Here is a 12751-nt window from a genome sequence, read left to right as displayed (position 1 = left end):
TTCTAAAACATTTATTTCTAATACTTCTGACTCATTTTGCAGTTTTAATTCTTCTAAAATTGCAAATAAATTATCTAGAGGTTGTAGTTTTTCCAGAGGAATAGTTTCTGGTAAATTATCCACATTTTTTACAGGGAAATATCCTAAAACTTTAGCTTTATCCAAAACTTGCTCGAACTGCACCTCTACAAAACCAATGATATTGTCTGGTACATCGGGAGGTACAGAAAATTCTGTTTTTCCAGGCAAAATTGGAATACAAAAAATCTCTTGTTTTCTACTACTAAGTCTGTGGCATTTAACACTCCACTCAGAATTGGATTTAAACTTTTAACCTGTTGTAAATCTGTAGAAAAATCTAACCATTTCAATAAATTATTAACAGCCTTAACAGCAAGAATATTAAAATAAGTTTGTTTGCCAATTTCTGGGTTAGATTGTTCGGCAGCTACACTGGCAGCTTGTTGATGTGTTTCAGCATCTAAAGTTACAAAAACTGGTTGTAATTCTGTTCTATTTATCATTGTCATTTTCTCCTAATATTTCTTGGATTTTTTGTGCAAATAGTTTGGTGTACTTGTCGAAATTCTGCTCAATATCCTGATTAATTTCCTCAAATATACTCTCATCATGTCTGCGCCAATAGGTTTTGAGAGTTTGATATTTAATATCATGTTCCTTAGCAAAACTTGTCCAATTATTTTTATTCTCCGGTTCAGAAAGATTGGTTATTTTTTTGCTTTTTCTGATGTATTTTCCTTTTTGCTTATCAACAATAATCCAGTCCTCTTTTACTGTTACTTTGTCACCTGCATTGCTCAAATAAAAATACTGAATTATTGTTTGGGCGTTACATTCTGGATATCCTTTGGGATGAAATTTCTGTAATTTTCCTTCTGGATCGTTCTCAATGTAAAGTTCTAAAATTAGACCTTTTCTTTGAGTTTTATGATTTTGTATATGGGTAATATAAGTCTCAAAACCATCTGATGTAGAAATATTAAATCCTTCATTAGCTAATAAGTCTATCCAATTTTATTTTTGCTATTCACCTACTGGAGTATCGAGACTAATATCTTGATTCGTCTTGCGGTATAAGTCAAGAATGTCATATTTTAAATATCCATTTATCCACATTACATAACGCTGTCGTACCAGTAGAGGTGAATTTTGAATAAGATCAATTCTCCATCTTTTTTTGTATTCCTGGAAAAACTTATCAATATTGTGTTTTACAGAGAATAAAGTGTTATTAACTGCGTGTAAATAATCTGGATGTTTGTCTTGACAAATTCCTGGCAATTTGGGAGTAATATTTAGTAAACTGTCAATGGTTTGGTTTCTTTGGTCTCCCCTTTGGTTTTTGATGTCGATTAATAGTTGTTTGACTTTTGCATCTTTGTCCATAATTTTATTTTCATAGAATATTAGGGTTTGAGTGTCTCTATATTTAATTTCGATATCTCTTGGAAAAGTTATTCATAATTTGAGTTTCATGGAATATTCAAGTTTGAGTGTCTCTATAGTTAATGTCGATATCCTTGGGAAAAATTATTCATATTTAGAGGAGTTAAGCGTAGGTTGGGTTGAGGGACTCCGAAACCCAACACCAAATAATTAATTGAGTAGACCACAAAGTTGTATGCAACGTCCCTACAAGGTTATCATTTTTTTTATGTGGTTCACTGACCTAAAAACTTCTGTAAATTGTAGCTGTCTAATGCAATCTACTATTAATTATTAATTGGGAGAAAAAAATACTGTAACGAGCTTTTTTTAATTTCGTATTAGAGGTGAAAAATGGTACAGGTAAAAAATCAACTCACATTACAAGAATTTATCGAACTTCCACCAGGAGAGGGAGATATTACTTATGAATTTATTGATGGAATAGCAGTAGCAAAAATGTCGCCAAAAAAATTTCATTCTAAACTGACTCGTGCATTACTTTATTTAATTGATGAATGGTGTCAAGGTAAGGGAGAAGTCTACCCAGAATTGGCAGTTAAATTAATCAGAAAAGGAAAAGATTGGATGCCTGTTCCAGAATTATTATATCTTGCTGCCGAACGTTTTCCTGAAGATTGGGAAGAAGATGTTGCTTGTTCTGTACCGCCAGATTTAGTAATAGAAATTATTTCTCCCGGTCAAACTTATGGTCAACTTAATGCTAAAGCTAAAGATTATTTAGATGCAGGTGTATTAAGAGTATGGGTTATTGATAGTAAAGCTCAGAGTATTACAGTTTTTTATCCAGATGCACCGCCACAAACTTATATGGGAGATACTCTACTGATAGATTCTTTATTTGGAGGATTGGAGTTAACTGCTGAACAAGTATTTAAAAAAGCAGGAATTAGTAATACAATTGTTCCCAATCTTTAGAAAAGATTCATTTATATCTAGAAAAAAAGTTCAGTATCGTTGCTAGAATATTTACTATAATTTCTGGCTTGAAAAGGATAAAAACTACTATGAAATTTGTTATTCGATATCTCTGGAAAAAGTTATTCATATTCAGAGGAGTCAGGCGTAGGTTGGGTTGACCTTAAGGAAACCCAACACAAATTTATAGTTGTTGGGTTGCGCTGTCGCTTTTCATGTCGGCGACAGCCGAAACCCAGCCTACACCTCTTGTAAGTAGAGTTGCTAAAATATTTACTATAATTCCTGATTGTTAAAGGGAGAAAAAATACTATGAAATTTGTTAGTCCTAAGATCGATTATGCTTTTAAAAAAATATTCGGTTCCCAACAAAGTCAAGATATCTTAATCAGTTTTCTCAATGCGATTATTTATGGGGGAGAAAAAATTATTCAGTCTTTGACAATTGTTAATCCTTTTAATCCTGGTCAATTGCTCAGTTTAAAAGATACATATTTAGATGTTAAAGCTGTTTTAGTAGATGGTTCTATTGTAGTGATTGAAATGCAGGTTGCTAGAATGGCTGGTTTTAATAAACGAGTAGCTTATAACCTAGCTAAAGCTTATGCAAATCAATTAGAAACAGGAGAAGATTATCTTCTACTTAATCCAGCTATAGCGGTAACAATTACAGATTTTATCCTATTCCCAAATACTGAGGATGTGATTAATCAATTTGTCTTTCAGGAGAAGACTAAAAAGTTTGAATGTCTGGCAGACCAATTGCAGCTAATTTTTGTAGAATTGCCGAAATTTCAGAAAGCTTTGTCTGAGTTAAATAGTTTGAGTGATAAGTGGATTTATTTTCTGAAAGAGGCTACTCATTTGGATAGTATTCCAGAGAATTTAGGAGAAGTTTCGGAAATAGGAAAGGCTTTAAATATTGCTAATAAAATTAACATGACAGCGGAAGAATTAGATATAGTTGAGCGCCGAGGAATAGCAATGCAAGATGAGAGAGGACGGATAACTTATGCCGAACAACAAGGTAGATTGCAATTAATAATGCGTCAACTTAAAAAGCGTTTTGGAGAAATTCCAGAGGCAATAATTAGTCAAATTGAGGATTTATCTGTTGAAAATTTGGATGATTTAGGAGAAGATTTTTTAGACTTCAATAGTTTGGAAGATTTGTTGAATTGGTTGCAGGATAGATCATAGACCACAGTAGGGACGTTCTATGGAATGTCCCTAAATGGCTTTAGGAGCGATCGCTCAATTAGTAGCGCCAAACAGATACTAACATTACATCAAAATGATAGTCATAACTCCATACTGGTAAACTCAGACGATTAGAAATAATTGCTGTTAAACCATCAAATAAAGTAATTCGTTGATCGGGAAAATTTTCAACTAATTTTGTTGCTGCTAAGTAGTCATCAACTGTGGGATTAATTAATTCAACTCCGGCAAAAATTTGCTGCAAAAATGCTCTGGCAGTTTCATTTCCTAGACGATACAAAACTAAAGTATAGGCTTCTAAAAGAGTCGGATAAGTAACAATAACTCCTAAGTTTTCTTGTTGGAGTTGGTTTAAGTCTGCTTGGGCCTGTTGATGATATTGGTCATCTGGATCGATCGCAGCATAAAGGGGGCCAGTGTCGGCAATAACAGCTCTCATGGTTGTTGTTGAGTGGGAAGGTTGGCAATAACTGAGTCGTGGTTAATTGATGTCTTGTGGTATCCACTGCCTTTTGATGCTGGCGTTATTTGTAGATGTTTTTTGGGTGGGGATAAATAACCACGTTGAGTTAGAAATTCTTCTACTGCTGCTTGTATAACTATATTGGGTGTGGGGGAGTCTTGGCGATCGCGCATATAGGATAATAATGCACTTGCTAGAGGTTCGGGTAAGTTTATGGTTTGTGGTTCCATTTTTTTTGAGTGTGAGGTTTTGGTTGATGATTTTCTAACACAAATTTTGAGTTTTGTCAATTTGGAGGCGATCGCTCAATTTTACTACCGACATATAGCAACTGTAGGGGCGGGTTCCAGTTCAAATTAACAATAGCAACCATTAAATCAAATGAACCCGCCCCCATGTTTATGAATTAAATCAATGGTGGGGGCAGGTTTACATGACTAAACTGCTAATTGACAAAGCTTTCGGCTAAACCCGCCCCTACAATTTTTTTGTTTGGTTTCTAACTTCTGACTTCTGACTTCAAACTTCTGACTTCTACTCAATTCCCTCACACAAACGTTTATCTTCTTCGCTGACATTGGGATTATTCCTCAAATAATCGCCCACCCAGTCGCAGCCTTCTTTGAGGAGGGAGTCGAGGTTTAAATTCCATAGGCGCACGGTGCCATCATGGCTAGCAGAAGCCAGCAGTTTGCCATCGGGGCTGAAACTGAGGTGATTGACCCAATCTTTATGCCCCTCTAAAGTAGCAACAGCAGTGCCATCTGGAAGCCACAGACGCACTGTGCCATCACCGCTTGCAGAAGCCAGCAGTTTGCCATCGGGGCTGAAGAGGTGATTGACCCAATCTTTATGCCCCTCTAAAGTAGCAACAGCAGTGCCATCTGGAAGCCACAAACGCACTGTGCTATCACCGCTTGCAGAAGCCAGCAGTTTGCCATCGGGGCTGAAACTGACGTGGTAGACCAAAATTTTATGCCCCTCTAAAGTAGCAACAGCAGTGCCATCTGGAAGCCACAGACGCACTGTGCTATCACCGCTAGCAGAAGCCAGTAACTTGCCATCAGGGCTGAAACTGACGTGGTAGACCAAAATTTTATGCCCTTCTAAAGTAGCAACAACAGTGCCATCAGCTTGCCACAAACGCACCGTACCGTCATCGCTTGCAGAAGCGAGCAACTTGCCATCGGAACTGAAACTGACGTGTATGATTGAGTATTCATGCCCATCTAAAGTAGCAACAGGAGTGCCATCTGGAAGCCACAGACGCACTGTGCCATCATCGCTTGCAGAAGCCAGTAACTTGCCATCGGGGCTGAAACTGAGGTGATTGACCATACCTTTATGTCCATCTAAAGTAGCAACAGGAGTGCCATCTACTTGCCATACACGCACAGTGCGGTCTTCGCTGGCAGAAGCGAGTAATTTGCCATCAGGGCTGAAACTGACGTGTCTGACTGAATCTTTATGCCCCTCTAAAACAGCAACAGGAGTACCATCTACTTGCCATACACGCACGATGCCGTAATAGCCAGCAGAAGCCAGTAACTTGCCATCGGGGCTGAAACTGACGTGGTAGATTAAACTAGGATCTAATAAAGTCTTAAATTCTTTCCACTTCTCAAAATCAAAGGTCTGTTGCAGCAACACTATACCGCGCACCCTATTTTCCAGACTAACCCAACCAGCTTTTAATTTTTTCCCCAAGGCAATAACATCCAATTGCCTCCCTAAACTCGTAGCTCCCAAATATTCTAAAGTTGCAATTTCCCCTTTAAGTACAGCATTCATCTCCCCAACAACAGCCCGACGCCACTGCCAAACCGCCCCAACCGCCAATAATGACACGATCGCCAAACCACTCACTAACCCCAATATCGTCCTTCGCTTACCCAGTCGTTTCTCCTCTTCCTGTCGTTGACGCAACGCCATCCCCGCCTCAATAAATTCTTGAGTCAACTCAGACAACTCATCACCATATTTAATATAAAGTTCCTCCGCATTCTGCAATGCCACACCCCGCAGCAAAAAATCATCTACTCGCCCATGTTGTACCCACTTTTTAGCATCCTGCTCCATCTGTCGTTGCTGTTGTAGGCGACTTCTATTTTCATCCAACCACCAACGTAAAGTTGACCAATGACAGATTAAGATTTCGTGAGCAACTTCCACAGTAATTTCTGATCCCCCCAAACCCTCCTTGGGAAGGGGGGCTTTTTTGTTGTTATCTTCTAGTGTGGAGTGGGGTGTTGTTGCATCGGGTAAACTTTCCTGTGAGATAGTGATTTTTAATCCCCCCAAACCCCCCTTTCCAAGGGGGGCTTTTTTGTTAGTTTCCTCTTCATTAGTTCCCCCCTTACTAAGGAGGACTAGGGGAGATACATCCCCATACTTAGCAACATCACCATACTCTTCCAAACTTTTTCCCTTACCAAGGGAAACTTTTTCCTCCTGATGAGTCCCCCCCTTACTAAGGGGGGTTAGGGGGGATAAACCACCAACAACAATTAACCGCGCATCACTCAACTTTTTCAACACAGACTCCATCACCTCCTTCCCATACTTCTTACCCAACAACTCCGACTTCAACACCCGACGGCGAGTATCCTTCCCCTCTTCTCCCAACTGCACCAACTCCAGAAAAATAAACTGAGCGCAACTCTCCTCCTCTCGATGCAAACCCCGCCTCACATCCTCCGCTTTATTTTCCAACACCTCCTTAAAACCACCAATTTCCTCCTGATAAACCTGCAAACTCAACATTCCATCCCGGCGCTTTTCCCACAACTCCCGCAACACAAACTGCAACAAAGGCAAACCTCCCAATTCCTCCTGCACTCCATCCAACAACACATCCACCAAACCAGACTCTACCTTTAACCCCACTTTCTCAGCAGGTTTAACAATAGCGTCTCGATATTCCTGCTCCTGCAAATTCGGCGACACCAACATCAAATTCTGCTGCACCAAAACCTGCAACTCAGATACCTCCAAACAATTACCAATAAAATCATCCCGCAACGTTATTATTAACTTCAACTTATCGGACGTTTCCCGCAAAGCACCCAACAGCAAATTCAGAAATTCCGAACGTTCGTTTTCAGCAGTCAAAGTAAATAATTCCTCAAACTGATCCACCACCAAAACCACCATCGGTTCCACGCGACGACGCAACCACAATACCAACCATTCCACACCCAAATGCAACGAACCCTCCATTTCATCAACTTTCCCATCAGTCGCCAATACCCGAGCTAAAGCATTTATCGGGGTTGCACCAGGGCGAAAATAACCACACCAACATTTACCAGGAGGTTGCTTTCCTGCCGCCAGTTTTGGCAAAATACCAGCTTGCACCACCGAAGACTTCCCACTACCCGAAGCACCTACCACTGCCAAAAACGAACTATCCCGCAACCTTGCCAAAATCTCCTGTATCAGCTTTTGCCTACCAAAAAAGAACTCCGCATCCTGTTGACGAAACGCCTCTAAACCTTTATTAGGGCAGATATTAGCATCAAAAATTGTATTAGTTGCCTCCCCAGGAAGCAAAATATCGATAGCATTTCCAGACAAATAAGTTGTAATAGGCAACCGTTGCTGCAACTCAATAACCAACCCCGCAACAGTCAAACCATGTCGAGCATTTCCGAATATTTTCACCAATTCCTGAGAAAACTGTAACGACGAGGAAGCAATAATACATTGAGACTTATTCTTTTCTTGATGCAAATATTCCACCCATTGAGTCAGCACATGATTTTCAGCATTGGGAAAATCAAGAATGATCGCTTGTTGGCGCACCTGAGAATTCCATAACTTTCTCTGCAACCAAAAACAACTAATACGCACCCCATCTCCCAAAACCAGATAATGCTCATGCTCATTATCATCATTAATGACACTTTCAACCTCACCGCGGATGTGCAAAAATGCTGTTTCTAATTGGGTATGGGGAGGGTGGGGAGAGGGGGTAGAGTGGGAAGAGGGGGTAGAGGGGGTAGAGGGGGGAGAGTGGGGAGAGTGGGGAGAGGGGGTAGAGTGGGAAGGGTGGGGAGGATCGATATTTAAACATTTCAATATTCCAGCTTTTACATCTTGCCAAGAGCGGTTAGGTTGCGCCCAATATCCTACATTAAATTCACCCCGACTGTGCAAAACACCTGATAAAGAAACAGTCTCTTCACATCCTACCAAACCATTAATAATTACAGCTTGTCGCCGACTATTTTCATTACTATTAATCGGCACAATTCCTAACACAAACTCCCCCGCTCCCTCCACAATTCTTAGAGGAGTTTGCCCAGGAGATTCTGACTGAATATTTGATTCACCACGATTAGCTTTTTGTTGATTAGTCAAACGAATTTGCTGATTAGTTTTATCAATATATTCCAAAGTGCGATGATAGACATATTTATATAAACTATCCGCCTCAATTACTCCTGACTTATCCGCAGCCTGACCCAAAAAACCTTGAATCAAATAATAAGTAAATAATCCATGTTTTAAATTTTTCCATTCTTCAGATTGTTCGTACTTATCGCAAGACAAAAGCGCATAAAAACCTTGACTTTTAGCAGCCCTTTGCCAAAATAATTCAATTAATTGTGGAGCAATACTAGATGTTTCAGATTCAGATAATTTCTTGCTTTCAGACAAATGCTGAAAATTAATACTTGTGCCACCACTATGACAAGCATCAATAAAAATCAATTGATATTTAGCACCACTTTCTGCCAACTTTTGCAAAATTTCTGATACTGGCAAACCTGTTGTAGTTAAATTATTAGTTTGAGTATTTTTCAGACATAATATTGGTTGTTGAGTTTGTTTGTCTAAAAAACCATGACCGGAAAAATAAATTAAAATAGTATCTTCTTTAGTAGCTTGAGAGACTAACTTTTCTAAGCTATTTTTCACCACGTCAAGATGAGGATATTCAGGAGTATTATCGTGATGGATAATAATAGTTTTATTGGTGAATAATTTTGTAGCTAATTCTAATGCAGCCTTTAATTCCTGACAATCATTAACACAATAATTTAAGTTCTTTATTCTGGCATCATCATATTGATTAATTCCCACTAAGAGAATTAAAAGTTTAGCTTCACCAGTTTGAAGTTTTTCTACATTAGAATTACCAGCCGATCTAGGCATATATTATTCTCCTGGAAGAAGGCAGAAGTACAGAAAGGCAAAGAATCTGGGAATCTTTTCAGTGGCCACTCCGCAGACTCAACCCCCTGACCTTAACCTATACAATATATACGATGACAATAGGAAAAGTTATTCAAACTTTGCTGAGAGCTGAATATTTACCTTCCTTCTTCCCTCTTCCTTCTTCCCTCTTCCTTCTTCCTTCTTCCTTCTTCAATTAACCAATTCTGCCATGCAAATAATCCTCTGTTTTCTGATTTTTAGGGTCAGCAAATAAATCTTTAGTTTCACTAAATTCTATCAATTCTCCTAAATATATAAACGCCGTATAATCAGATAATCTTGCAGCTTGCTGCATACTATGAGTCACAATTAAAATAGTTATCTTTTCTTTTAATTGACTCATCAACTCTTCAATTTTAGCAGTAGCAATTGGGTCAAGAGCAGAAGTAGGTTCATCCAATAAAATCATCTCAGGTTCTCCTACTAAAGCACGAGCTATACATAAACGTTGTTGTTGACCTCCAGACAAATTAAAAGCTACTTCTTTTAACCTATCTTTCACCTCATTCCACAAAGCTGCTCCTCGAAGAGCTTGCTCTACTTTTTCATCAATTAAACTCCGTTTTTTTTCACCACGCACGCGCAAACCATAAGCTACATTTTCATAAATTGATTTGGGAAACGGATTGGGTGTTTGAAATACCATGCTAATGCGCATTCGTACTTCTATTGGGTCAATATTTTTAGCCAAAATATTCAGAGAATCTAGCCATATTTCCCCTTCATAGTAATTTCCAGAATACAAATCGTGCATCCGATTAAAGCAACGTAATAAAGTAGTTTTTCCACACCCTGAAGGTCCGATTAATGCAGTAATTTGTTTTTCTGGTACAAGCAAATTAATATTTTTTAAAATCTGGGATGAACCATAATAAAAATTCAGTTTTTTGACTTCTGCTTTGGGCTTTATAGTAATTAATTCTTGTTCTTTTCTATCAAAATTTACCATTTGATACCTTTACGAGTTAGATAACGTAAATAAATAGCTAGAGTATTGATTGTCAAAGTCATAATAGTTAATATAGTACCTGCTGCTGCTGCATTTATTTCAAATGCTTTTTGTGGGCGAGAAACCCAGTTAAACATCTGAATTGGCATTAATGTAAATGGAGCTTGGAGCCAGGAAAAAGAAATAAACGGAAATTCACTTTTCACCGGAGATTCTGGTAAAAAAGCAATAAATGTCAATGCACCAATAGTAATAACTGGAGCTGTTTCTCCTATTGCCCGTGATAAACCAATAATTATACCAGTAAGAATAGTACCAAAAGAGTAAGGTAAAAGATGGTCCCAAATCATTTGCCATTTACTTGCTCCAAGAGCATAAGCAGCTTCTCGTAAATTAGTCGGAATGGAACGGAGAGCTTCACGAGTAGTGACAATAACTATCGGTAAAATTAATAAGGCTAAAGTTAAGCCTGCGGTGAGAATACTTTCTCCTAAGTTTAACTTATAAACAAAAAATCCTAATGCTAATAAACCATAAATAATTGAAGGTATACCTGCAAGATTTGTCACATTAATTTCTATTAGATCGGCTATCCAATTTTTCCGAGCATATTCTTCTAGATAAATACCAGAGGCAACTCCTAAAGGTATTGCTACTAATGTAGTTACTAACATCACTAAACAAGTGCCTACCCAAGCTGATAAAATTCCTGCTTCTTCCGGTTTTCTACTAGGAAAAGAAAATAATAAATTCCAATTTAGACGTGGCAACCCATCAATCATCATTTTAATTATTAAAGCAGCTAATATTAATATTGAACCCGTAATTACTAACAAACCAATTATGGCAAAAATACTATTAACCAAATTTCGTTTATTAAGATTACTTTGAAGATGATTGAAAGGTAAATATTTCTTGGTAAAATCTTGATTTGACATCTATATCAAGTTCCTCTAATTTATCGATCTATTGCCAAAAATATTTGCTTCTTTACTACTGACTACTGTCACTCACTTCAACTAACTATAGCTGTAGCGAAACTAGATAAAGCTGGTATTATAGCAATTTCCAAAAAGCTTGAGTTATGCACATTCCTTGGTTTTAGAGATTAGGGAGTAGTAATTCGGTAAACAGGAAATAGAAAACAAGAAAACAACTTTACCTCAATAACTTGAGAAAGACTGTATCTGTTACCTAGTACCAATAACAAATTTAAAAGCATCATACTTCCTTCTTCCCTCTTCCTTCTTCCCTCTTCCTTCTTTTAATATATTTCGCGATAATGTTTAGCTAGAAAATTACCGATTATATTTAATATTAAAGTTATCAATACTAAAGTTAGACCAGCAGCAAAAATTGTTTGATAAGCTAAAGTACCATGAGGTAAATCACCAAGACTAACCTGCACAATATATGCTGTAATAGTAGCAGCTTGGTCTGTGGGATTCAAAGTAAAATTAGGCTGTAAACCAGCGGCAATAGCAACAATCATTGTTTCTCCTACTGCACGGGAAGCTCCCAGAATATAAGCAGAAGAAATACCAGAAATAGCAGCCGGAAATACAACGAATAATGATGTTTGAAACCTAGTTGCTCCCATAGCAAAAGAGCCTTCTCGTAAATCTACTGGAACAGAACGCATGGCATCTTCACTTATAGAACTAATAAATGGAATAATCATTATCCCTATTACTAATCCTGCACTCAACATATTAAAAGTCGGCAAATTTGGAAATATTTTTTGTAAGAATGGAGTGACATATAAGAGTGCAAAATAACCATAAACTACTGTGGGAATAGCAGCCAATAATTCCAAGAAAGGTTTGAGAGTTTCTCTAAATTTTATGGGTGAAAATTCACTCAGATAAATTCCTGCTATAGTGCCTAGTGGAATAGCTATCATTAAAGCAACAATTGAAGTTACTAAGGTTCCTGAAACTAAAGGTAAAATTCCATATTGTGGATTTTGAAATAAGGGAGTCCATTGTGTACTTGTTAAGAAGTCTAAGATAGATATTTCTTGAAAAAATAAAACTGATTCTCTGACTAAGATAAACAGAATTGCTATTGTAGTTGCTACAGAGGAAAAAGCTGCTAAAAATAAAATATATTCAATTATTTTTTCTCGTGTATTTTGAACTAATCTTGGTGAAAATTTTGGTGATTTTATTACTTTTAAAAGTTTATTTCTCATTCAATACTCAGGAATTAAGTAAATAATAATGGTTAGCATTCAGTAGTTATACCATTTCTCAAAAACTTTTCAACTTGGCTATTGAGTAGGGAACCCAGCCTTAATGAAGTCAGAAGTCAGAAGTCAGAAGTTAACCCACCCCTATTCCTCCCAGGAGGGGAAGTAGGGGATTTGAGCTTCGCTCCAAAAATATTTCCCCTTAAAAGGCAGGGTTGCGCGACCCAATTATTTTGATCGCCCCTCCGAAAAGGGTAGGGCTAATTCTTTGTCGTCAAAGAATATTTAGGGTTTGCTGAAAAAGTCTTTTTTAGGAGTA

Annotated in this window: 10 protein-coding genes and 1 pseudogene; 2 read left to right on the top strand and 9 right to left on the bottom strand. The window is 37.7% G+C overall.

Translation table 11 applies throughout. The features are described 5' to 3' along the window. Positions 1–72: 72 nt before the first annotated feature. The 3 genes and pseudogenes from F6K06_RS04140 to F6K06_RS04130 all read right to left on the bottom strand — a co-directional run. Positions 73–524: pseudogene (locus F6K06_RS04140) on the bottom strand (DUF1822 family protein); the annotation flags it as partial. Beyond that, the gene (locus F6K06_RS04135; RefSeq protein ID WP_124146217.1) at positions 514–822 is read right to left on the bottom strand and encodes a hypothetical protein; all 309 of its coding nucleotides are present in this window, start codon (positions 820–822) and stop codon (positions 514–516) included. The pseudogene F6K06_RS04140 and the gene F6K06_RS04135, both read right to left, overlap by 11 nt. 222 nt (positions 823–1044) lie before the next feature. Beyond that, complete coding sequence (locus tag F6K06_RS04130) at positions 1045–1407, bottom strand: hypothetical protein (RefSeq protein ID WP_124146216.1); 363 nt, start codon at positions 1405–1407, stop codon at positions 1045–1047. 393 nt (positions 1408–1800) lie between these two features. Between F6K06_RS04130 and F6K06_RS04125 the strand changes: the two genes are divergently transcribed. Beyond that, positions 1801–2385, top strand: coding sequence for a Uma2 family endonuclease (locus F6K06_RS04125; protein WP_124146215.1), 585 nt, complete (start codon positions 1801–1803; stop codon positions 2383–2385). A gap of 312 nt (positions 2386–2697) precedes the next feature. Further along, positions 2698–3585 carry an Rpn family recombination-promoting nuclease/putative transposase gene (locus tag F6K06_RS04120; protein WP_124146214.1) on the top strand — a complete coding sequence of 296 codons (888 nt, stop codon included), beginning with the start codon at positions 2698–2700 and terminating at the stop codon, positions 3583–3585. 58 nt (positions 3586–3643) lie between these two features. Here F6K06_RS04120 and F6K06_RS04115 read toward each other — a convergent pair whose 3' ends face one another. The 6 genes from F6K06_RS04115 to pstC all read right to left on the bottom strand — a co-directional run bounded on the left by F6K06_RS04115 (position 3644) and on the right by pstC (position 12435). Then, positions 3644–4045 (bottom strand): type II toxin-antitoxin system VapC family toxin, encoded by a 402-nt coding sequence (locus F6K06_RS04115; protein WP_124146213.1) that lies wholly within the window; start codon positions 4043–4045, stop codon positions 3644–3646. Next, positions 4042–4299: a hypothetical protein gene (locus tag F6K06_RS04110; RefSeq protein ID WP_124146212.1), complete on the bottom strand. Its 258-nt coding sequence runs from the start codon at positions 4297–4299 to the stop codon at positions 4042–4044. Before F6K06_RS04110 ends, F6K06_RS04115 begins: the two co-directional genes overlap by 4 nt. Positions 4300–4603: 304 nt before the next feature. Continuing rightward, on the bottom strand, positions 4604–9229 hold the full coding sequence (locus tag F6K06_RS04105) for a caspase family protein (RefSeq protein ID WP_287241460.1): 4626 nt from the start codon (positions 9227–9229) through the stop codon (positions 4604–4606). Positions 9230–9446: 217 nt separating this feature from the next. After that, positions 9447–10241 (bottom strand): phosphate ABC transporter ATP-binding protein PstB, encoded by a 795-nt coding sequence (pstB, locus tag F6K06_RS04100; protein WP_287241459.1) that lies wholly within the window; start codon positions 10239–10241, stop codon positions 9447–9449. Then, entirely contained in the window at positions 10235–11179 is a 945-nt protein-coding gene (gene pstA / locus F6K06_RS04095) for a phosphate ABC transporter permease PstA (protein WP_287241457.1), read from the bottom strand. The genes pstB and pstA overlap by 7 nt, the downstream gene beginning before the upstream one ends. Positions 11180–11505: 326 nt before the next feature. Beyond that, positions 11506–12435 (bottom strand): phosphate ABC transporter permease subunit PstC, encoded by a 930-nt coding sequence (gene pstC, locus F6K06_RS04090; protein WP_287241455.1) that lies wholly within the window; start codon positions 12433–12435, stop codon positions 11506–11508. Positions 12436–12751: the final 316 nt, after the last annotated feature.

Origin of the sequence: Okeania sp. SIO1H4 (genome assembly GCF_010672695.1) — a bacterium.
In the GTDB taxonomy this organism is placed as follows: Bacteria; Cyanobacteriota; Cyanobacteriia; order Cyanobacteriales; family Microcoleaceae; genus Okeania; species Okeania hirsuta.
The sequence above is the reverse complement of the archived record's forward strand: the minus strand, read 5'-3'. Positions and strand labels throughout refer to the sequence as shown.

What these genes read in the sequence shown, in the direction of transcription:
- pstB (WP_287241459.1), bottom strand. Translation starts at nt 10,241, where the DNA reads ATGGTAAATTTTGATAGAAAAGAACAAGAATTAATTACTATAAAGCCC.
- F6K06_RS04115 (WP_124146213.1), bottom strand. Translation starts at nt 4,045, where the DNA reads ATGAGAGCTGTTATTGCCGACACTGGCCCCCTTTATGCTGCGATCGAT.
- F6K06_RS04120 (WP_124146214.1), top strand. Translation starts at nt 2,698, where the DNA reads ATGAAATTTGTTAGTCCTAAGATCGATTATGCTTTTAAAAAAATATTC.
- F6K06_RS04130 (WP_124146216.1), bottom strand. Translation starts at nt 1,407, where the DNA reads ATGGACAAAGATGCAAAAGTCAAACAACTATTAATCGACATCAAAAAC.
- pstC (WP_287241455.1), bottom strand. Translation starts at nt 12,435, where the DNA reads ATGAGAAATAAACTTTTAAAAGTAATAAAATCACCAAAATTTTCACCA.
- pstA (WP_287241457.1), bottom strand. Translation starts at nt 11,179, where the DNA reads ATGTCAAATCAAGATTTTACCAAGAAATATTTACCTTTCAATCATCTT.
- F6K06_RS04110 (WP_124146212.1), bottom strand. Translation starts at nt 4,299, where the DNA reads ATGGAACCACAAACCATAAACTTACCCGAACCTCTAGCAAGTGCATTA.
- F6K06_RS04105 (WP_287241460.1), bottom strand. Translation starts at nt 9,229, where the DNA reads ATGCCTAGATCGGCTGGTAATTCTAATGTAGAAAAACTTCAAACTGGT.
- F6K06_RS04125 (WP_124146215.1), top strand. Translation starts at nt 1,801, where the DNA reads ATGGTACAGGTAAAAAATCAACTCACATTACAAGAATTTATCGAACTT.